General features: G+C 47.0%; 18 protein-coding genes. 17 read left to right on the top strand and 1 reads right to left on the bottom strand.

Features of this window, described 5'->3' with window-relative positions:
* Positions 1–103 precede the first annotated feature (103 nt).
* Positions 104–841, top strand: a complete 738-nt coding sequence (locus V7051_RS02560; protein WP_333873248.1) for a flagellar brake protein — start codon at positions 104–106, stop codon at positions 839–841.
* Between the two features lie 41 nt (positions 842–882).
* The gene (gene xseA, locus V7051_RS02555) at positions 883–2,235 is read left to right on the top strand and encodes an exodeoxyribonuclease VII large subunit (RefSeq protein WP_333873249.1); all 1,353 of its coding nucleotides are present in this window, start codon (positions 883–885) and stop codon (positions 2,233–2,235) included.
* A gap of 25 nt (positions 2,236–2,260) precedes the next feature.
* Here the strand turns inward: xseA and thpR are convergent, their stop codons facing one another.
* Complete coding sequence (gene thpR, locus V7051_RS02550) at positions 2,261–2,791, bottom strand: RNA 2',3'-cyclic phosphodiesterase (protein WP_333873250.1); 531 nt, start codon at positions 2,789–2,791, stop codon at positions 2,261–2,263.
* A gap of 506 nt (positions 2,792–3,297) precedes the next feature.
* On the opposite strand from thpR, the gene V7051_RS02545 reads away from it, so the two are divergent.
* The 15 genes from V7051_RS02545 to V7051_RS02475 all read left to right on the top strand — a co-directional run bounded on the left by V7051_RS02545 (position 3,298) and on the right by V7051_RS02475 (position 22,740).
* The gene (locus V7051_RS02545; protein ID WP_333873251.1) at positions 3,298–3,882 is read left to right on the top strand and encodes a DUF4255 domain-containing protein; all 585 of its coding nucleotides are present in this window, start codon (positions 3,298–3,300) and stop codon (positions 3,880–3,882) included.
* Complete coding sequence (locus tag V7051_RS02540; RefSeq protein WP_333873252.1) at positions 3,879–4,703, top strand: hypothetical protein; 825 nt, start codon at positions 3,879–3,881, stop codon at positions 4,701–4,703. The genes V7051_RS02545 and V7051_RS02540 overlap by 4 nt, the downstream gene beginning before the upstream one ends.
* Before the next feature lie 4 nt (positions 4,704–4,707).
* Entirely contained in the window at positions 4,708–6,372 is a 1,665-nt protein-coding gene (locus V7051_RS02535) for a phage tail sheath family protein (RefSeq protein ID WP_333873253.1), read from the top strand.
* Positions 6,373–6,420: 48 nt separating this feature from the next.
* Positions 6,421–6,894, top strand: coding sequence for a phage tail protein (locus tag V7051_RS02530; RefSeq protein WP_333873254.1), 474 nt, complete (start codon positions 6,421–6,423; stop codon positions 6,892–6,894).
* Positions 6,895–6,900: 6 nt separating this feature from the next.
* Positions 6,901–7,383, top strand: a complete 483-nt coding sequence (locus V7051_RS02525; RefSeq protein ID WP_333873255.1) for a phage tail protein — start codon at positions 6,901–6,903, stop codon at positions 7,381–7,383.
* Positions 7,384–7,398: 15 nt separating this feature from the next.
* Entirely contained in the window at positions 7,399–7,878 is a 480-nt protein-coding gene (locus tag V7051_RS02520; protein ID WP_333873256.1) for a phage tail protein, read from the top strand.
* Between the two features lie 4 nt (positions 7,879–7,882).
* Positions 7,883–8,050, top strand: a complete 168-nt coding sequence (locus V7051_RS02515) for a DUF5908 family protein (protein ID WP_333873257.1) — start codon at positions 7,883–7,885, stop codon at positions 8,048–8,050.
* Position 8,051: 1 nt separating this feature from the next.
* On the top strand, positions 8,052–8,765 hold the full coding sequence (locus tag V7051_RS02510) for a CIS tube protein (protein WP_333873258.1): 714 nt from the start codon (positions 8,052–8,054) through the stop codon (positions 8,763–8,765).
* Positions 8,762–10,402, top strand: coding sequence for a type VI secretion system tip protein VgrG (vgrG, locus tag V7051_RS02505; protein ID WP_333873259.1), 1,641 nt, complete (start codon positions 8,762–8,764; stop codon positions 10,400–10,402). Before V7051_RS02510 ends, vgrG begins: the two co-directional genes overlap by 4 nt.
* A gap of 117 nt (positions 10,403–10,519) precedes the next feature.
* Entirely contained in the window at positions 10,520–10,699 is a 180-nt protein-coding gene (locus V7051_RS02500; protein WP_333873260.1) for a hypothetical protein, read from the top strand.
* Positions 10,699–11,121 (top strand): GPW/gp25 family protein, encoded by a 423-nt coding sequence (locus tag V7051_RS02495; protein WP_333873261.1) that lies wholly within the window; start codon positions 10,699–10,701, stop codon positions 11,119–11,121. The genes V7051_RS02500 and V7051_RS02495 overlap by 1 nt, the downstream gene beginning before the upstream one ends.
* Entirely contained in the window at positions 11,114–11,548 is a 435-nt protein-coding gene (locus V7051_RS02490; RefSeq protein WP_333873262.1) for a hypothetical protein, read from the top strand. The genes V7051_RS02495 and V7051_RS02490 overlap by 8 nt, the downstream gene beginning before the upstream one ends.
* 10 nt (positions 11,549–11,558) lie before the next feature.
* Positions 11,559–15,929 carry a baseplate J/gp47 family protein gene (locus V7051_RS02485; RefSeq protein WP_333873263.1) on the top strand — a complete coding sequence of 1,457 codons (4,371 nt, stop codon included), beginning with the start codon at positions 11,559–11,561 and terminating at the stop codon, positions 15,927–15,929.
* Positions 15,930–16,308: 379 nt separating this feature from the next.
* Positions 16,309–19,095 (top strand): tail fiber domain-containing protein, encoded by a 2,787-nt coding sequence (locus V7051_RS02480; protein WP_333873264.1) that lies wholly within the window; start codon positions 16,309–16,311, stop codon positions 19,093–19,095.
* Positions 19,096–19,146: 51 nt separating this feature from the next.
* Complete coding sequence (locus V7051_RS02475; RefSeq protein WP_333873265.1) at positions 19,147–22,740, top strand: hypothetical protein; 3,594 nt, start codon at positions 19,147–19,149, stop codon at positions 22,738–22,740.
* Positions 22,741–22,743 lie beyond the last annotated feature (3 nt).

Here is a 22,743-nt window from a genome sequence, read left to right as displayed (position 1 = left end):
ATAGCTCTTTTTTAATATGATTCATTCGTTTTATACCGCGCAAAATACTTATGGCTACAGACTTGTTGTCCGATAATCAGCTAAAGATACATGGACATTATTAATGAGCGATTCCTCTTCTTTTTCAATCTACAATTCAAGGCAAATAGCTCACAATCTATCTATATTAGTTAAGAATAAATGCCTGCTCAGCGTTCGTTTTGGCGACGGTAAAGCATTTTTTCTTACTGCCATACTTGAGATTAATGAGGCAAATAATTCCATAGTTTTCGATTACGGCCCCAAAGAAGAATTAAATCAACAGCTTCTTAAGGCCACTAGAATTACTTTTGAAGCCGATTTTGCAGGTATTAAATCGTCTTTCAAAGGGAACATGCTGAAACAAATTCTTTATAATGGGGAACCGGCGTTTAGCATGCCAATTCCTAAGTCGATCTATTGGATGCAGCGTAGAGAGTTTTTCCGAATAAAATCACCGCGTTCAAAAGCCAGTTATTGCCAGTTGATACTGGAGGATCAAGATCCGGTGAATTTAATGTTATATGATATTAGCCTCACGGGATTTTCAGTACTTAATACCTCAACTGAAATATCCAATTTATTAATACCTGGAACACAGTTTGAAAAGTGCAGGCTTGTGCTTTCAGGAGCAGGTGAAGATGCTATTTCTTTTAAGGTCTGCTCTAAGCTCGTTATTAACCCCGATAAAATTGCAGCGCTAAAAATCCAAAAAATAGGTTGTTTATTTACCAAAATAACGCCTGTATTTGAATCGACTGTCCAGCGCTATATCAATCAACTGCAACGAGAAAGTATACAAAAAACGAGTGAACAGCGTTAAGTTTATTGCAATGCAAATTCATCTCCAACTCGCGTGAAGCAATGAATATAGCTTCTTTACGGCGCAATATCATCACTGTTACCCAGCTTAACCGTGAAACCAGCCAATTACTCGCCGAGCATTTTCTAACGGTTCTGGTTGAGGGCGAGCTATCCAATTTAAGCACCCCTTCTTCCGGACATCTGTATTTTTCGTTGAAAGACGCTAACGCCCAAGTGCGTTGCGCCATGTTCCGTACTCAGCAGCGCCGACTGGCGTTTAAGCCGGAAAACGGCAAACAGGTTATCGTCAAGGCGCAAGTCAGCCTGTACGAGCCCAGAGGCGATTACCAGCTTATCGTCGAACATATTGAAGAAGCCGGCGACGGAGCTTTACGTAGAGCGTTTGATGCGTTAAAGCTGAAATTGTCGGAGCAAGGATTATTCGATACCGCTCACAAACAAGCTTTGCCTACATTGCCAAGAGCAATTGGCGTTATTACTTCGCCGTCAGGCGCGGCAATTAGGGACATACTGACGGTATTGCAGCGACGTTTTGCCGCGATACCGGTGATTATTTACCCGGTTGCGGTGCAGGGCGATAACGCAAAACATGAAATTGCCAGGGCGATAGCTACCGCCAATCAACATAAGCAATGCGACGTTATCATTCTTGGACGGGGCGGAGGGTCGCTGGAAGATCTTTGGGCATTCAATGAAGAGCTGGTTGCCAGAGCCATTTATGATAGCGAAATTCCGATCATTTCAGCAGTCGGACACGAAACCGATTTTACCATTGCAGATTTTGTCGCCGATCTGCGCGCGGCGACGCCTTCGGCGGCAGCGGAACACGCCAGCCCGGATCAGCAACAATGGCTATCACGATTCATATACCTGGAATCGCGGTTGCAACAACAATTGCAGCGAAAGCTGAACCAAAAACAGCAAACCTTGGACTGGCTGACCAAGAGGCTGCAACAGCAACATCCCGGTCAGAAGCTGGCGAGAAATGCGCGGCGCATGGACGAACTTGAGGCCAGGCTTAATCAAGCCATGCACACAAAACTTCGTCATCTGACCGGCATTATTGAATCCAGAACGGCTAAGTTATGGCAGCATAACCCTGCGATAATCATAAAAAGCCATAAACAACGGCAAGATTATTTGACTAGCCGCCTTATTTCCGCAGTCGAACATAAGTTAGAGCAGCTTAACCTGCGCTTATTAAATTCCAGTCAAACCTTGCATGCGGTCAGTCCGCTGGCAACTTTAAATCGAGGTTATGCGCTGACAATCAACCCGTCTTCCGGGGAAATCATCCGCTCTACCGAACAGCTTAAGCTCGGCGATATGGTGCAGACTCGTCTCGCGCAAGGCCGATTCACCAGCCAAATTAAAGTCATTGATCGGGATTAACGGTCGGGTTGTCTAGATGAAGCCGTTATCGAGCAGCGGAAGATTCGATAAAAGGCCATTGCTGTATGACTTTATAAAAGACACCGCCCGGTTCACTACAGGATTCAATCAGGCAAAATGCTTCGGCATGCCAGACTATCGGTTCAATTTCTATATCGGGTAGACACAGGGCATGTCGAGCCAAGGTGATATGGGGAGTGTAAGGTCTGCTATCGGTTTGCAGTCCGCAATTTTCTGCTACTGACTCCAAAGCGGATGCCAGCATCAGCGCCGCTTCCGGTATCGGTTGTCGGCCGGTTAGGCATAAAATTTTGGGTTTACTCCAATAACTTAAGCTGTCAAAAGTCAATGTAAAAGGTTGGGCGTCAACATCGGTAGCGAGCTGCTTAATCAATGATTCGGTTTCTGCTCCAACATGACCCAAAAATACCAATGTCGCATGGAAATTATACGGCTGAACCCATTTTAATTCTTTAGCAGCAATAGATCGAGTCAAGCGCGCCAGAGCTTGCCGGGTTTCATCGTCAGGCCATAAAGCAAAAAACAATCTTGGCATATTTTAAACCAGCGAATATGAATAAAATTCATCTACAGTGAGTAAGCTGACTCAATAGATGCGTCGAAAGATGTCGTCAGTCTGTCATGAAAAATGGAATGAGTCACCGGAATTTTTGCATGAACACTTGTAAACAATTTCAGCCGTTTACTGTCATATGGAATGGATTTGGTGGGTCTTTTCTATATACAAAAAAGAGCTGTTGACGCGTAAATTATCTGAGATCCCTTAAGTTTAATCAGGTAAGCGAATTGCAATCTTACATTTGTCATACAGATTTTATGTGTTAGACTCCAGCCCCATTCAATTGTAGGGTTTAATGATTTGTAAATGATCGGTGTAATTATTCAGCTCCGGCTGAGCGGTACACAATCATAACTTGTGATTTTCGAATGCCTGAAGTTGTAGAGGGAATAAGGCGTTCAGGTCTTTATCCGTTTTGAAAAAACTTAATTTATCCATCTTGGGATAGCCAATCTTCTAATGAATAGCAGCATCTGACGAACATGATTGCAGACATATTGGTTTTGCTGAAAAATCGCCTTAACGCGCATTTTCTGTCGCTAACAGGGGCCGGTCTTGCTGATGCCGGTGAAGACAAGGTGGTTTTTATTGATGGCGACCAAAAACCTGACTCCGTTAACTTTAAGTTAGGGGCCGTCTCTTTGATGTTATTTAATATCGAACGCGATGCTACTTACAGGCAAGCCGACCATTATGTGCGAGTTGCCGATGATGGCTCAACCCGCAAAGTGAATCCGGAAATTAACATCAATCTTTATGTGCTGTTCGTGGCTAAATTTAAGGATTATGAACAAAGCCTGCATTATCTTTCATTGATTCTTCGTTATTTCCAGACGAACCACTATTTGGACAGACAAAATACGCCGGAACTGGGCAAGGGCATTGATCATTTAGCGCTGGAGCTTAATACCTTAACCACCGCACAACAAAACGAGTTATGGGGGATATTGCGAAGCAGTTATTTACCCTCGTTGGTCTACAAAGTAAAAGCCATTACCTTTGCTGACGAGGGCGGCGTACCAATGGTCGATGTTAGTGAAGTTGTCCTGAATCAAAAACAGTTATGAATTACTCGCCACTGGTCATGATTACGCTGAAACATTCTTTTTACGACGGTGGCCGGTGTCCTGATTTTGCGCTAGTCCCCAATCCAAAGACAGCGAAGCTGCTTAATAACCACCGTTGTATTGTTAAGCCTAACGTTTACGGTTTGAGCGTTTACGTGCCGGTCGAAAATCAACAACCCCTGATTCGTTTTGCGGCTGACAGTCTGTTGTTCGATCTTATATTGCAAACTGACGATTTTGCGATGTATACCGACCAGCGTGTGGAATTTTCCAATTTAACGGGCCTGCAACTTTATCAAGCCGGTAGTAGTGTTCAGTCCGAACAGGATATTTTGACCGTGGCCACGATCAATGAACCGCTGCTCAATATCGCTATTCGGCGCGACTTTAATCAAATTAAAGCAACAGCCGACAATGATGAGATTCGTTTTTTTGCGAAGCCGGTTCTATGGTTTTATTACGTGGTGACGGATCCAGCCAATAGCGATCAATTGGCTATTATCGATGTGAGTCAAGAACCCCCGAAAACAACCTGGCGGCGTCATACGCCTTTAGAGGCCGACAGTATTTATGCTCACCTGGCCAGACAGTATCCTGCCATGGCTATTAGTTGTTTTGTTGCCGAACAAACCTTAGATTGCCGTGAATCCTGTGACAGGCATTTACAGCTAAAGCTGGGTGAGCACATCATGTTTGAACAATTGCCTAGTCCTTGTTACCGAAATTATTTTCATATCGAGACCGAGACCGGTTCAAAACCTACCGACGCGATTTATGAGGTCGTCAAATACTTTACTAACACAACATTAATTAAGGGGTAAAACCATGGTGACTTACAGTACTCCAGGCGTATACGTTGAAGAAATCTCTACCTTAGCGCCTTCGGTCGCGTCGGTGGCGACAGCAATACCGGCCTTTATCGGTTATACCGAAAAAGGCCCGCTTTTAGAACCTACCCGTATTGACACCATGCTTGATTATGTGAGCTTGTTCGGCAGTGCGAAGCCGAGCGCTTTTACAGTGAATGACGATGCTTCAATCAAAATAGACGAGCCCAATAACTTCTTGATGTACTATGGCCTTAGCCTGTATTTCCAAAACGGTGGCGGCAGCTGTTACATCGTGTCGGTCGGTGATTATAAAGCGACTCCCGCAAAAGATGATTTCACAAAAGCCCTGACGGCACTGGAAAAAGAAGACGAGCCGACTCTGATTGTATTGCTTGACGCCACCACGCTGACGACGGTCAGCGACTATTACGACTTATGTAAAGATGCATTGTCCCTGTGCGAAAAACTTGGCGACAGATTCCTCATCGTCGATATTCCGGACGGTAATACCGATAGTTTTAGAACGGCCATTGGCAGCAATAATCTTTGTTATGCAGCAGCCTACCATCCCTATTTAAAGACTTCGCTGAATTATCTTTATCAAGATGACGGAGTGACAATAGGGCAGGGTACGTCAAAGCAGGACGATACCAAGTCGTTTACGACCTTAATAGGCGGTGATAATGGCATGACCGTCTCGTATACCGGTACTGCCGTAGCGCCGAAAGTCACAATTGCAGTCACCACCACTATAACCGATAAGAGCGGCAGTGGCTTTGATACCAGCAAGGACGGAATCTTGGCTATTTCAACTTCAAAGTCCGTACCTCCGACTGCGGCTGATCTAATCGCTACCTGGAGCACCTGGAAAAGCAGTAATCCCAACGCTGTACTGGGATTTGATATCGTCAAAAGCGGCGACGGCAGCGCCAGTGTCGGAGTGAAAATAGACCAGGCATTATCTCCTGTAACCACTGCTTCGTCTGCCGGTTCGCAGAACACCACTACGCTTGCCACACTGAAAGGAACTGACACCGCGCAGTATAATAAAACCAAAAGCAATCTTGTTAACCAACGTGTCACATTGCCGCCAAGCGCTGCGATTGCCGGCGTTTATGCAAGCGTAGACCGTGACCGCGGCGTTTGGAAGACCCCGGCTAATGTGAGTTTGAATGGGGTAATAGGTCCTTTAACCAAAATATCCGATACTGAACAAGACAGGCTTAATATCGACTCGACCGCGGGTAAATCCATTAACGCTATCCGAGACTTTACCGGTAAAGGCACTTTAGTCTGGGGTGGACGCACACTTGCCGGTAACGATAATGAATGGCGTTATATATCGGTGCGGCGGTTATTTATCACGATTGAAGAGTCCACCCGCAAAGCTTCGGCATTTGCAGTTTTTGAACCGAATGACGCAACTACTTGGTTAAAGGTTAAAGCCATGATCGAAAGTTATCTTTATGGCTTATGGCAACAGGGAGCTTTGGCCGGTTCCAAACCGGAATCGGCTTATTTCGTCAGTGTTGGGTTAGGTAAGACCATGACGGCTCAAGATATTCTCGAAGGGCGGCTAATCGTCACCATTGGGGTGGCCGCAGTCAGACCGGCTGAATTTATCATTTTGCGCTTCTCACACAAAATGCAGGAAGCTTGAGTCTACTCACGTCTTTTGACCAACTACTAATCTCACGGAGTCACTGTTATGGCACTTACTAAAGATGAAATAAAAATTTCCTACCCTTTGCCCGTCTACAACTACAAGGTTGAAATTGCCGGTGTAGCAATCGCCTTTACCGAAGTATCCGGTTTAACGATTGAATATGACACCACGACCTATATAGAAAGCCAAACCGCCAGCGGCATTGCCGGCGCTCGGAGGTTATACATGCCTGCCCAGCCCAAGCCGGTCAATATCACCCTGAAAAAAGGCGTGGTACTGACGACCAGTGTTGCTACGCTCTATAAATGGATCAGCGCAATCACGATCAATCAGGTGGAAAAAAAGGATATTTATGTACGCTTATGCGACGAAAAAGGCAATGCTGTGATTAGCTGGAAAGTCATCAACGCTTTTCCTACCAAACTGGATGCCCCAAGTTTTGATGCCAAATCCAATGATGCCGCGATTGAAAGCATGTCGTTGATGGCCGATGGCGTGGTTATTGAAGAAGCATAAACACCGATGGCTCAAAGCGCAGAGACTATTGAACTGACGTATCCGTTACCCGTTTACAACTATCGGGTAACAATACTGGACGATGGCGCGGCCAATGTGCTGGGATTTTCCGAGGTATCCGGCTTGTCTGTCGAGTATGAACCGGTCACTTATAAGCACGGCTGGAGTTTTATGACAGGCGTTCAAATTGTACCGGGCATGCGTAAACCCATTCATTTGACCTTAAAAAAAGGTTTGACTCAAAATGGCGATTTTTTGCAAATCTGGCTCAATAGCTGTTATTTACAACCCTGGTCGGTAACCGCCAGGCGCGATATTGTCATTGATCTGTGTGATGAAAAAGGCTTGCCGGTGATTCGTTGGAAAGTTAAGCAAGCCTTGCCGACCAAATTGGACGCTCCCACTTTTACCGCAAGCAGCAATGAAGTGGCGATCATTAGTATGGAATTGATCGCTGCCGATGTGGAAGCGGATTACCATCCCTCTTAACCTTCAATAATGACTATGACTTATCCCGGTGATGCTTATCAAGCCGTACGCGGCGGGCCGCCCTTGGCGTTCCGTTTCAACGTGTTTTTCTTTATGGGGGGTATTGTTCCCAATCCATTGGATATCCGTTTTAGCAAGGTATCGGGGCTCAGTTCGAATATCGATACCCAGAGCCTGAATGAAGGGGGGCAGAATTTATATACCCATCGTTTACCGACGCGCATACAACACGACAATCTGGTTTTAGAGCGCGGTATGGCAATAGGTTCGATGTTGGTTGCCGAGTTTAACGCTACGATGTCTTTATTCAAATTCAACCCGTCCAATGTCCTGGTGACGTTACTTGATGAGACCGGTTCGCCGATTAGCGGCTGGCTATTTATGACGGCCTATCCGGTTAAATGGACAGTTTCCGATTTGAACGCCGAGCAAAATCAGGTCGTCGTTGAAACGATGGAATTGGCTTATCAACGTATGCAAGCAATCAGGTTATAAATTTATGCCAGTAGAAATTCGTGAGCTTGTTATCAGGGCTGTGGTTAAGGATGAGCATAATCAAGCGTCTGATACTGGAACAGAGCGGAATGAACCGCAAAACCAACAAGCATTGGTTGATGAGTGCGTTAAGCAAGTGTTAAAAATTTTGAAAAGAAAGCAAGAGAGATAACATGGCGCTAAAGAATCCATTTAAGCTCGAAAAGCTGACGATAACGGCATATCAGGATGATAAACGGAGCGTTCAGGCGGGTAAGCCTTTTAAAGCCATGTTCAACCCGGAGTCTTTTAGTCAAAAGCACGCGACTGAACTGGTTAAAAAAAGAGGCTTAAATTTAACCGGGCAAAAACTCAATTATGCCTATACCGAACCGTCGGAGCTATCGTTCAAGCTCCTGCTTGACGGCACCGGCAGCCACGAAATCGGGGCAGTAGCACTGAACAATGCGCTACTAGGAAAAGAACAAACCGTAGCCTCCAGAATCAAGCATTTGCTCGACATCAGTTTTCGTATAAACGGCGAAATACACGAGCCTAACTATATGGTTGTGGCATGGGGCAGCCTGAATTTTACTTGTCGATTATCCAGTCTCGATATTGATTACACCAGCTTCAATCCTGATGGAACGCCGCTACGCGCAGAGCTGAATATCAAATTGCTATTCGATCAGGAAACCAAGAAAAATCAGGCGCTCGATGCAAAAAGCTCGCCCGATTTAACGCATAGCCGTATTGTTAAAGATGGCGATACGCTGCCTTTATTAAGCAAACAAATTTATGGTTCGGCCAGTCATTATTTGTGGCTGGCCCAGCAAAACCAGCTTGATGATTTTAGAAATCTGAGCCCCGGCCAACGCCTGTTTTTTCCACCGTTAGCATCATCATGAGCCTTGTTACTGTTACCGTACTCAGCGAGCATAAAGTCATAGATCCGACTTATGAATTATTGTCCGTGCATGTCAATTATGAAGTCAATCGCATTCCTCATGCCGAGCTGGTGTTATTCGATGGCGACGTCGGCAGTCATCAGTTTGCCGTTAGTGATGCCGGTGTGTTTGAACCAGGCAAAGAAATTGAAATCAAGCTGCGCTATGAAGACGATTCAACATCAGAAAAAACCGTCTTTAAAGGTTTGGTGGTCACCCATGGAGTTAGTGTAGAACGCACGGCATCAACACTGACTGTGGTCATTAAGGATTTTGCGGTTGCCATGACGCAAGGTAAAAACCACCGTGTTTTTACTAAAATGGCGGATGATGAAATTATTAAAAAAGTCATCGGGCTGAATAGTTTAAAAGCCGGAACGATTGATAGCACCCAGCCTCAGTACGCCGAAACTGTGCAATATGCTTGTAGCGACTGGGACTTTGTACTGGCTAGAGCCGAGAGCAATGGTTTACTGCTCAAGGTGCAGGACGGAGCTGTTTCAGCACTATCGATAAAATCGCCTAGCTCTCCTAAAGCGACTCTTGAATACGGCATTGATGAAATTTATAGCTTTGATATCGAAGCCAACGGCGAAGGGCAATATGAAAAAATTTCCGGCAGTGCCTGGGATGCCAAAAACCAGCAAAACATTCAGGTCGAAAAGACGGATAACCTTAACTTAACGCCAGGCAATTTGAGCAGCCAGAAACTGGCCAATAGTCTGGGAGCTAAAGATTATACCTTAGCGACTTCGGCACAACTGAGCCAGGCGGAGTTGACTGCCTGGGCTACAGGCAAACTGGCCAGGACTCAATTGAGTTTAATTCGAGGCCGTGTGGCGATACCGGGTAGAACCGATATGGCATTATTGGATACCGTTGAAATTAAAGGTATCGCCCGACGATTTAATGGCAAGGCGCTGGTAACCGGCATCGGCCATCGCGTTACTGCGGGCAGTTGGATCACCGATATTCAGTTCGGACTTGCCGATCAATGGCTGTTGCACGGCAATGAAGCCAATAGCTTGCCCGCTTCGGGCTTGCTGCCGGGCATTTCCGGCCTGCATATTGGCCTGGTGTTAGAGCTTGGCGAAGATCCTGATAAGGAGTTGAAAGTAAAGATACAATTGCCGGTATTGAAAAAAGAGGCAGATACGCTGTGGGCGCGTCTCGCCGCACCTGACGCAGGTAAGGGACGCGGTTATTTTTTCAGGCCGGAAATAGGTGATGAAGTGGTTGTTGGTTTTGTTAACGACGACCCGCGTCAGGCCATTATTTTAGGATCATTGTACAGCTCAAAAAACAGTTCGCCGGTACGTTTCGGCGAGCCAGATGATAAAAATATCGGCAAGGGTATTGCCAGCAAGAAAGGCATGGTCATCGGTTTCGATGACGATAAAACCATTGTTTACATCGAAACTCCTGGCAAAAACAGTATTCAGCTGGACGATGGCGGTAAAAAAATTCAGCTGGACGATCAGCATGGCAATAGCATCATCATGGATAAAAACGGCATTACGCTAAAAAGCGCCAAAGATTTTAAGGTGGAAGCCAGTGGCGATGTGGAAATTAAAGGCGCCAAGGTGGATATTAAATAAACAGCGGCAAACTTTGCTTGCCTGCGCAGGCAGGAAGATGGGCAATGAAGGTTCCTGTCTTTCACTGGGACTATCAATCCCAGCTACTAAACACTACACATTATTAGAAGGTGCAACATGGATAAACAAAACATTACTCTACAACTTTCCGCTGAGGAAGTTAATCTGCTGTTAGAAGGTTTGGGCGGCATGCCTTTTGTGAAAGTCTACAACCTGATAGGCAAGATTCAGCAGCAAGCTTCAAGTCAGCTTAACGAAATAGCTGGATCACCAGAAGCGGCGCCGGATCAATCCTGATGAACAGCAACACAGACGCCTCTTTTTTAGGTAAAGGCTGGAGCTTTCCACCCGCCTTTAGCCGGAATGGTCGCGATGTACAGCGCGTATCGGAGCATGAGGATATTCAGCAAAGTTTGCAAATTCTATTAAATACCGCGCAGGGCGAGCGCATTATGCGCGAGGATTTCGGCTGTGATTTACAGCGATTCATGTTTGAAGAAGTCAGCCAAAGCCTGATTAATAGCCTGACCAGGCTGATCACCGATGCCGTCTTGTATTATGAGACGCGTATTGAACTGAATGCTATTGATGTTAATGAAAGCGCAGAGATCGATGGCTTGTTAAGCATTGCTATCGATTACACGGTAAGAAGCACCAACTCCCGGTTTAATCTGGTTTATCCGTTTTATTTAAACGAAGCAAGTTATGCCAATGCTTGATTCAATATTGATTGAAGGCGATCAAGCCTTGTTCATGCCCAATTTCGGGGCCGCGGTGGTTGTGGTCCAACCGGGTGATCTGAAAGGTTCCGGCCCTGCAACGATCACAGGTAAAAAAGTCTGCGTCGACGGCGATGAAAAGAAAGTTTCAGTCCCCGGCTGTACCTATATGACACCGCAATATTCCATTCCCGGCGTAGGCACCTTGGAAATCGCAGCGCTTGCCGGAAATCAAAAAGCGACCAAAACTAAAACCGGCGGTAAGCCGGTATTACTGAAAGGCGGCAATTTTACCGCCAAGTTTTCCGTGCAAACACCGGCGCAACAGCCGCCGCCCGGCCCTGGCGGCCCTATTCCCGATAGCACGCCGCAATATTCAGGTAACGGTATGTTTGTCACCACCAATGTTTTGGTTAAAGGTAGCTGAGTTAATCGCCATGGCCGAGTTTATATCCCTCCTTGCTTCCGAACGTGACGGCACCAGTCAAGCTCAGCGATTACTCGCTGCGTTACAGGCGGACTATGTCGCTATCGACGAACACAGCTTAAAAGACCATTTGACGCTGGCTCATGCCTTTGCCAAAGAGCTGAAATATTTTAATGCCGACAATGTTGAAGATGGCGACTGGCAAGGTTTGCTCAACCCTGATGGTCTTGAGGGTAAGGACTTTGCCGACTGGTTGCAGCAAATAGAAGATTTTATTAAGCAGCCCCTGACTGTTGCCGATGATAGCTATTACAACCTGCACCGGCCGCACTTTGTGCTATATCTGACGTTTTTACAGCTATTGCAAAAAACTCATGGACAGTTGAACCAACTGACCGGAAGACACCTGGATTTTTATTACCGGCAGGTTTTAAATTTCAAGAAAAAGCCGCCGCAACCAGATCGCGTTAATGTCCTGATTGAGCCCTCTAACCGGGTAAACAGCGCGCTGCTGCCGGCCGGCACCTTGCTGGCTGCGGGTAAAGACAGCAAAGGCAAGGAACTTGTTTACCGCACCGATAGCGATTTAGTGGTTAATCATATCCGGATTGCCCACCTAAGTTCGGTTTATGTGAACAAACAGGTGATCGATATCCGTAAGGCCAGGGAGGAGTACACCGGAACCAAAAACGACGCGGTTATGGAAATGCTGAAAATCGCTTTGGGCGATCCAATGCCGGGAGATGCCTTGCCGTTTTATCCGCCGTCGAACACTAAAGTAGACTTTGCCTTATTGATACAGCTGCAAGCATTGGCGAAATTTGTCGGCAGCGGTTTGTTTATGGATATAACCGAGTTACGAAGCTTGATACAGCTTAAAGGTAACCGTGGCACGGCTGCCGATAGCGACTGGGATACTATCAACAGTATTTTGACGCAAGCCGGTAAAAATAGAGCAGGAAGTAGTTTTATACCGGCAAGCAGTTCTCCGAGAGATTTTGACAGCAACCTCAAAACCGCTTTGGGCGTTAATTCCCTGGACAATTATTTTGATACCTTGTCTTTGGTTAAGAATATTACCGAGCTTTATGAGCAGCGTACGCGTCAGGATGTTAAGGACTTCATCATTCAAAAAATGTATTTGGATGTCGAAACCTTTAATCAAATGATGCGGATTAAAGTGCGCATCGATAATGAATGGCAGGAAATCAACGCGCTTCTGGAAAAGGCAGGACAAAAAAAGTCGTCGAGCTACCACATGGTTGCTACCGAGCCTCCTGATTTTGATAAGAATTTCACATCGGCTTTGGGCAAGCCTGCCTATCCCAATGTTACCGGCATTGCCAAAATCAACAGTTTGGACAGCTTTTATGATGCGCTTTTGACGATAGAAGTTTATTTTTTTATGGCGCTGGAAGACTTTATGCTGCTGATGGATGCGGCAAGCGATGTCAATACCGTTGATGCGCTATGGACCAAAGTTTACGACCAATTAGCCCTGGCGTATCGGAAAAAAAGCTATGCCGCTCACAAAGCGCAATTAAACAATTTACGCTTGGGACAAACAACGGCGGATGCCCGAAAACTGGCTGTTCAAGCCATGATGCAGCTGGCTCTAGGTGTTCCTGCTACAGATAACAGCGATTTACCGAATCGCATAAAAGAACTGTTGCCCACGGGAACCGATTTATCCTTGCTTGAACAAGCAGCCGGTGGCGCCGAGTTGACGGAAAATGACTGGGATAGTGTTTGCAACACACTGGAGCTGGCTTGGCGCAATCGCGTACCGATACCCGTTGCGCAAAAATCGAACTGGTTAAGCCTAAGCGCCTATGGCGATACCTTGACCGCCAAAGTGCCGGGCAGCAGCGATGCTGACCGGTGGTATACATTTGGTCAGCGGCAAGCACAGTCTCTTACCGATCAAAGCCGACCGCCGGAGCCGATACTCGGCTGGACGGTAAGTTCACCGGTTTTATGCTTGGCGCAAGGCCAAAGAACCATAACACTGACATTGGTATTTAAACCGGAGCCGTTTAATAGCGAAAAGATCAATGCCATATTAACCAATAGCTCACCTTTTCTTATTGAACTGAGCACAGCTAAAGGCTGGTTAAGTGTCCAAAACAGCACGGTAAAAGTCGCTGACTACCTAAGCGATATTCCGGGAAAGCCTTTTAAAAGCATATCCTGGGAATGTACCCTTGATGAAAGCGTAGCAGCCATCAGCGCCTTGCCGGATACCGAAAGCAGTGCCATAACAGCTCCTTGGCCGATGCTCAAGCTACTGTTGCAATCGCGTTGGGATATCGACAGCAAAAACTATGTCACCGACTATCCCTTGTTTCAAAGTTTGTTATTGGAAAAAGTGTTGCTGAATGTCGATGTCAAAGGCTTGACCGATTTGCAGCTTCAAAACGATGACAACAGGTTGCCGGCCGGCAAACCTTTCGAGCCTTTCGGCAGTTCGCCCGCCATCGGTACCCGACTGTATTTCGGCCACGCGGAGCTAATGCTTAAAAGGCTGAATAAAATCGATATTAATCTGCAATGGATGGGCGTGCCCAACGCAAATCTCGGCGATTATTACAAAAATTATTTAACCGCAATTAAAGACAATTCAGTTTTCAAAAGCAAAATTGTTCTGGTCGATCAACGTCTTGAATTGCTGTTAAATGACGGAGCGGCCTTGTTCAATAAAGGCAATGCCAGCACTCCCGCTACATTGACGATTGCCGATATCCCGCTGCAAATTGAAAAAAGCCGCTCCGGCTATCGCTATGAAAGGCAGCTTGCAGCGGATAGCGATAAGGATGTGACTGCCTGGCAACGTTACTGGTTATTGGAATTAAGCGCTTATGATTTTCAGCACTCGGCTTATCCGGGTGTTGCCGCCGCCAAATCCATTGAAATGGCGGTTGCGATTGTCAATGCTAACGGAGCAACCATCTCTGCCGATACTTACAAAGTCAATCCGCCTTACACGCCCAAGCTAAAAAGTCTAAGCATTGATTATAGTGCCTCCATAGAGCTGAATCCGGCGGAACTGCAAAGCGACAGCGCCGACCTGATTTATCATTTACACCCTTTTGGTTATGCTCCTATGCAGTTCGACCCGCAAAGCGGTGGTTACAGCTTCCTGCCCGCTTATAACAACGAAGGCGAATTATACCTTGGCTTAGACAGTGTAGAAGCGCCGCAAATGTTGTCGATCTTGCTGCAAATGGCGGAAGGCACGGCCAATCCTGACCTGGAACCGGCCTCCGTACAATGGAGCGTGCTAAGCGGTAATCGCTGGTTAGCTCTCGACAAGGGGCAATTGCAAGCCGATGCGACCCATGGCTTGGTACAGTCAGGCATTATTAAATTGCAATTGGATTCGGTCGGCGTCAGTACTTTGTTGCCTTCCGGCCTGTATTGGCTACGTGTTGCGATAGCCGAACGCTGCGATAGCGTTTGCGACACCATCGGCATCGATACGCAGGCCGTAACGGCAACTTTTGTCGATCAGGACAATGCCGACGATCATTTTAATCAGCCGTTACCTGCCAACACCATACAAAGCCTGGTTGAACCTATCGCTACGATTACCGCTGTCAAGCAACCTTTTACTTCATTCGCCGCCAAGCCGGGAGAACAGGATAGCCGGTTTAATATTCGCGTTAGTGAACGCTTGCGCCATAAGCAACGTGCCGTAAGCATTTGGGATTACGAACGCATGGTTCTTGAGCAATTCCCTGAAATTTACAAAGTCAAATGTATTCCGGCGGGGCTTCAGGAAAACTTGGGACAAGTTACCGTCGTGGTGATTCCCGATGTGCGGAATCGCTTGCCGTTTAATCCTTTTGAGCCGAAAGCACAAGCCAGTTTGCTGGAAGACATTGAAGCGTTTTTAGCCGCTCATGCCCCGGTCGGCGTCAGCGTTAACGTTAAAAATGCCTGCTTTTTACCGGTGAAACTGCGCTTTGCAGTACGCTTCCAACCGGGTTGCGACAGCAGTTTTTACAAGCAGCAGCTTAACGAGGACGTCAATCACTTTTTATCGCCCTGGGCTTATGAGCAGGGAAAAGACGTGGTTATCGGCGGCAAAATATACGCTAATGCGATTATCGACTTTATCGAAAGATGCACTTACGTGGACTATGTCGCGTACTTTAAGCTTTTCTTGGGCGATGAAAGCGGCAGTTCATTTCAATTAATAGCCAAGCCGCCTCTTAGCGACAGTAGCGAGGGGTACTCAGTCGCTACCGGTCGCCCCGATGCCGTGCTGGTAGCCGCCAGAACCCACGATATTGATTTAATCACTGAGGTTAATTACGGCGAACAAATATTTAACGGCATTAATTACATGAAGCTGGAACTTGATTTTATTGTCGGCTGATTAACTGATGTTACGCAGTTATTCGAATTTAGAAGACTGTCTAACAATTTTATTAAAAGTGTCGCTAGCGCGACGGTTATTTGAATCGGGTTTGTCGCACCCGAAGGCGAGTTACTTTCTTTTGCTCCGCCAAAAGAAAGTAACCAAAGAAAAGGCGGCCCGGTTGCCGCTTGCTTCCTGCGCTCCTCGCTTTTATCGAGGGTCAGCAGAAGGGGCTCCTGCCCCTCTGCTGACGTGCGGCCTCCCTGCCGCACCCCTAACGGGCTGTTCTCGATAAAAGCTCCGGTGCTCGGCGCGGCAAACGGGAGAAATACGGTCCGTGCGTAACATCAGCTGATTAATCAAAAAATATAAACATACATAAATCTAAGGGATCATCATGGACATCAACAAAAAAAATCGTTCCGACTTAAAGTCCTATTTCGTTAAAAACAGTATTCCGACAGAAAGTAATTTTGCCGAATTAATAGACGGCATGCTCAATCAAAAAGACGATGGCATCGTTAAGTTATCGGGTGATCCGCTAAGCATTGAAGCAGCCGGTGATCCTGCCGGGCTACAAAAAGTCATTAACTTTTACGCCAAATTCCAGGATGCCAATCCGTCCTGGTCGCTGCAATTAAACCCACGGACCGACCCGAATACACCCGCAACCGCCAAAGCCGGTTTTTGTGTGGCCGACGGTAGCGGTGCAGCACGTTTATTTATCGACCAGAATACCGGCAATATCGGCGTTGGCGTTGTTAATCCGAGCGCCAAGCTGGATGTCGCAGGTCAGGTGCGTATCGGCTTGGATGAGGGCGGTTCGGGAGTCCGTTCGATTAGTTTTGCTCGTGATGCCGGGGATGAAGGCAATGCCGGAAAAATTTCCTACCGTGGTGGCTTTGGCCAGGATGCCTTACATATTGTCGGCGCAGGTGCGGCTAACAACGCTAGAAAAATAAAGTTATGGGATAACACCGAAGTGACTAACTTGACAGCTTTAGGTGTGATAACACCCAGCGCAGGCAACAGTGAAAGTAACGGTATTTTATTTCCAAAAAATGCAGGAGGCGGCGCTGGCGATTCGGCTTGGCTACGTTATTACGCCAGAGCCGGCGAGTCCATGACCCTGGAATTAGGGACTTATAACGATGCCGATGATCACATTGCGCTTATGCCTTCCGGCAATGTCGGCATAGGCTTAAATAATCCACTCTATTCCTTGGATGTTAAAGCGTCAAAAGGTATAAAACTTGGCTTGGAAGGCGCCGGTGGCGGGCAATTGATCCTGAAAAACAACAAGGACGACAATAAAATCTATGTGGAAGCTTTCAGCAAAGACGGGACCGCTTCGGCTGCTGAATTATTGCTAACGGGTATAAACGGAGCTAGCGTTCCAAAATTAAGCTTAGTGGCCGATGTTACCAATATTACGGGTAATGCCGGTATCGGCCTGGCGGGTACCGCAGCGCCTATTGCCAAACTCGATATTGCCCAAACGGCACGCAGCGGTGCGCATCCAACGGCTGTTAAGGGGCTTTATATCACCGGCGATTTCGGTCCTGATGCGGACGGCATTGAATTGCGTAACAGTAATGCAACACAAGGTATCGGGTTTGGCTACAACACGATTTATGCCGCAGGCAGTATTGCCGACCAGAATTTGCAATTAAAACCCAAAGGTGCGGGCGTGATGCGCGTTTTAGGCGCGGCGAATATTTCCAACGGCAGTGACGTTGCAAATGCTAACAAGTATATGAGCAGCGGTTCACTCACTATAGGCGGCACCAATGCCAGTTTCGGCGGTGGGGCTAACTGGAATGCCAATACAGCCGGTTTGCTATTGGAAACACTGGCAAATACCGAAATTGCCGTGCACGATGCCAGTACGCGTGTAGCCAGCTTGATGTATTACCAAGGCGATGCTGTTAATAAGATTACGATTGGACGGGACATGGGCTGGGGACTCACACCTGTCACTATTGCCGGCGATATCACTTTAAACGGCAATGTTGCTTTAGGCGGTTTTACCGGCGCGGATGCCGATGAATGGCCAAAATTTACCTGGTACCGGGATACAGCCAATAACTGGGATGAAGGCCTGATTAAGCATGCATCCAGCCGCGGTTTTTTCGGTCGTACCGGTTATGGTATTCACGTAAATTCGAGCCGGGATTGGACCTTTTTCTCTAGCGGTTGGGATGCGTTACTCGGTATTGAGGGCGGAACAGGCAATACTAAGGTTAAAGGTAAGCTCACTGTCAATAGCGCCATTACGCCGAGTGCCGGTAATAGCGAAAATAACGGTATCATGTTTCCAAAAGATCCAGCAGGTGGCGGTGGTGATGCGGCTTGGTTACGCTATTACGCCAGAGCCGGCGAGTCCATGACGCTGGAATTAGGCACCAGCAATGATGCTGATGATCATATAGCCTTGATACCATCCGGTAATGTCGGGATCGGCACAATCAATCCGACCAAAGCGAAGCTGGAAATTCAAGGCTCCTCAACCTATACCATGCCGCTTTTTGACTATCTCACTTTGTATAATAGTGTACAGCGAGGTACAGTAGGCCCGTATCCTCTTTCATTATATGCCAGCAATATGATAGCTGCTTCCCACTTCTTGGCGTTCTCGGATGAACGAGTTAAGAACATCCAGGGACTCTCCGACAGCGCAACGGATCTCCAGACATTGCTCGGTATCGAGATCACCGATTACCACTACAAGGACGTGATCGGAAAAGGTAACTCTCCGCACAAGAAAGTGATTGCGCAACAGGTGGAGCGAATATTCTCACAGGCTGTCAGCAAGCATACCGATGTGGTGCCGGATATCTACCAGCAGGCGTCATTCATAGATGGTTGGGTGGAATTGGCGACAGACTTGAAAGAAGGCGAGCGAGTACGCCTGATTTCCGGCAAGGCCGAAGGTATCTATGAAGTGCTGGAGGTGGTGAAAGGCAAATTCCGCACCGGTTTTAGACCTGAAGAGGATAATGTTTTCGTTTTTGGCCGCGAGGTGAACGACTTTTGCAATGTGGACTACGACGCCATTGCCATGCTCAACGTTTCGGCCACGCAGCAGATCAAAAAGGAAATGGATGCGGTAGTGATTGCCTTGAAGGCCGAGAACGCCGCGTTGAAAGCCCGGCTTGATGCTTTGGAAGCTAAAATTCATTAATTGATGAGTCAGCAGTAACATAATTACTTATCGCAAACTGTGGCAAAACCTATGTTAACCGATTCTTCATTGACCGATGCGTCGCCAGTAGTGGCCTTAGACTACGAAAGTTTGCGCCAGCAAGGCATTGCCTGGATGGAACAGCTGGCAGGTTCCGAGTGGACAGATTTTAATGCCCATGATCCGGGCATTACGATATTGGAACAAGTTTGTTACGCACTCACCGACTTGGTTTATCGTATTAATTACGACATGGCCGATTTGTTAAGCCGGGACGGCGAAGAGACTTACGACAGCTTATACAGTTCCCAGCAAATACTGGTATCGAAACCGGTTACCGTACTGGATTTACGTAAACTGGTGATTGATGTTGCGGGCGTAAAAAATGCCTGGATTGAACCTGTTACAGAGCCGCAGCCGCCTTTGTTTTACCTGGAAAAACAGGCATTGGAGACCGGTGATCAAGTCATTGATTTAGCGGGCGGGGAAGGTGCCGACGCGTTGGTTTTGCAAGGGCTGTACCGGGTCCTGATAGAAAAATCGGAAGCCCTTGATAAAGACAGTAATGCTATTGTCCGGGAAGTTGCCGAACGTTTGCATGGTCAGCGTAGTTTGGCTGTCGATTTTGAAACCATCCAGGTTATAGACAGTCAAAATGTGCAGATACAAACCAGCATTGAGATTGACACCGTAGCGGATCAGGAAGACGTTTATGTTGCCATTCTCGAAAAAATAGCCGAGTACCTTTCACCGACCGTGCGTTTTTATACGCTCGAAGAGTGTTTGGCGCAGGGTAAGTCGATTGATGAAATTTTCGATGGACCTTTACTGAATTACGGATTTATCGACAGCCGGGAGCTTATCGGTTTAAAACGCAGAAAAAATCTCTATGTCTCCGACTTGATTCAGGAAATTATGAATGTCAGCGGGGTGCGTATAGTCGAATATGTGGTTTTTAAAAACGGAGACAAGCTCGACGATACCGCTTTAGTACTGGATGCAGGTAAGATCCCTAAATTGGATGTGAGGAATTGCAGGCTGACACTGAAAAAAAGACAATTAGCGATACAGTTAAATACGGAAGCATTAGCCGAACGCTACTTAAACCGTCAAAAAAATGCGCTTCAGCGCACACCGGTCAGCCCAGCTTTATCTCTTCCTAAAGGGCGCGATCGCCACATCGAGCGTTATTATTCTTTGTTGCATCAGTTTCCGAAGGTTTATGGGATTGGCGCTACGGGTTTGTCGAGCACCGTTAGCGAAGAGCGTAAAGCGCAAGCCAAACAGCTTAAAGCGTATTTATTACTTTTCGACCAGCTGCTTGCCAACAGTTTCGCTCAATTGGCGAACCTTAAAGATTTATTTTCTTTTTCTTGTGCACTGCCAACTGACTCTAATCCGCCAATCAGTTATTTTGCGGCTTGCCTGGATGCCCCTGATATCAGCGACTTATGGGTGGAGCAAAATAACGATGCCCGTCTGCAAAACCTGCAGCAAATCTTCGGTGCGAGCCAGCCAAATGACGCCGACACCCAGCAAGCTGCGGATTGGCAGCGTAAGAACCGTTTTATCGATCATTTGCTGGCACGCTTTGCCGAGCAATTTATCGATTACAGCGGTTTTGGCAATCATATCGACGCCAGAAAGCCGGTACTTGAGAGCAAATTAACCTTGCTGGGCACTTATACTCAAATCAGTAGCAGCAAGGGGACGGGCTTTAATGTGTTGGCTGGCTCTAGTCCTGATAATCGCTCAGGCCTGGAGCATGCCTTACGTCTTAAGTTGGGTTTGTTGGAAACGAGCGATGAGCAGCTGTATGTCATCGAACATGCTTTATTGCGGCCAATGGTGGGCGATAGCTTGCAGCAAGGGTCGTTATTATGTAACGCCAGATCGCAAGATCCGTATTCACTGCAATTGAGCGTAGTCGTGTTCGCGGCTTCTTGGCGCAGTAAGGATTTTAAACGTTTTGTCGAACAAACCGTGCGCGAGGAAACACCGGCGCATCTCGTTGTTTATGTATGCTGGTTAGCGGTAGAGGAGGGCGACGGTTTTGCGGCTGCCTATCAAAACTGGCAACAGCAGCATTTAGCGTATCGAATGCAAACCAATCAACGCATTTTAAATGGCTCCATAGATCAGTCAGCCGCTATTTTGTTGCGTGATGCCCGCGACCGGCTCATCGACCGCTTAGCGATAGGCCATACCTACCCGTTACGCGATTTGGCTATTGCTGATGTCGGCACTGTTGCATACAACATGAAAGCCAGAATTGTCATTAGCTGTAGTCAACAAGACGTCAGCTATCGTTTGTGCGACAACCAACAGCAACCATTGGTGCCTGAAATTAAACAGCAAGGCAATGGTGGTGATCTTGAATTAATCAGTCCGGCGATTGTTAATGATCGCAGTTTTACTATTCAAGCGACTAAAGCGGGCAGCGGCCTAAGCACCTTTTTACTGGAAACCCCTACAGTTAAAGTCGGACTCGATTTGACGTTAACCGCCGGCATCCAAAACGCACCGTTGTTATTGCCCAGTCCAACACCCGCGGCAAACGATGCCAAGATTGTCGATTATGGCGTAAAAATTCAGGTCGCCATCGACAAGGCGCAAGAGGGCGTAGACTACCAGCTGATTAAAATTGAGGGAAAAACGGAAACTGCGTTATCGCTTGCAGTGCGTGGCGATAGTAAAACCATTATTCTGGAAACGAAAGACGCCGTCACGGAGGATATCGATATTCGCATTCGCGCCACGAAAACTTTCGACAAGTCTGAAAAAAAGGCTACGCAAACCGACCTGCTTATCACCGTATTGCCGCTTAAAGTACGGGCTAATCCGGTGGTCGTCATCTCAGTGACAACTCCGATCGTCGATTATTCAAGCGCTGCCGACATTAAAATTCAAGCTTCGCAAGCAAGTGCCCGTTATCAAGCATTGACTCGCCGTATCGCCGATAATGAATTTATCCATGGTGCAGCAACCGGTACTGTGCTGACAATTGTTGTACCCAAGCAAGAAGCTGTGCAATTACGACTACCTACGACAGCCGGTTTTGCCGTTGTAACGGATGCGGCGCAAGGGAACGGCGGCGATTTGCATTTAAGCTGCGCCAATCTGACGGCAGACAGTTTTATTGCGATTCAAGCCGTAAAAAACCATCTGGCTAATACCGGTGAAACGTTGACTTCAACAGTAGAGATAACTCAAATTACCGCGGTTTTGGTGCGTCCTGACGCCAATCCGGCTTTACGTTTTAACGCAGGAATCGCCGATTCTCTGTTGCAATCTCCCATTCAAGTCAGTGGCGGACAAGCTGGGGTGTTTTATGAGTTCACCACCGTAGCGGATAGTAAAGTTCAAGGCTTACCTGTTTATTTTCATCAATTGGATCATCTGGATAACACTCAAAATAAAGGCGTCGGCCAGTTGCAAATCGGTGTCGATTTGGCTACTTCGCCTGCTGTGACGGCGGAAAGATTAAAAGCCCATCAAAAACTTGCCAATCTACCACCCGAGCCTCCCGAACTCAGCGCCAACGCCAGCATAAAAAGCGATGCTCAATTATCCATTCGCGCGATCAAAGCACAAACCCGCGTTGAGGCTGTTTTTAAACGCACAGTAAGTAGCTTGCTAACTTAATTG

Origin of the sequence: Methylobacter sp. (assembly GCF_036845245.1) — a bacterium.
Lineage (GTDB): Bacteria > Pseudomonadota > Gammaproteobacteria > Methylococcales > Methylomonadaceae > Methylobacter_A.
The sequence above is the reverse complement of the archived record's forward strand: the minus strand, read 5'-3'. Positions and strand labels throughout refer to the sequence as shown.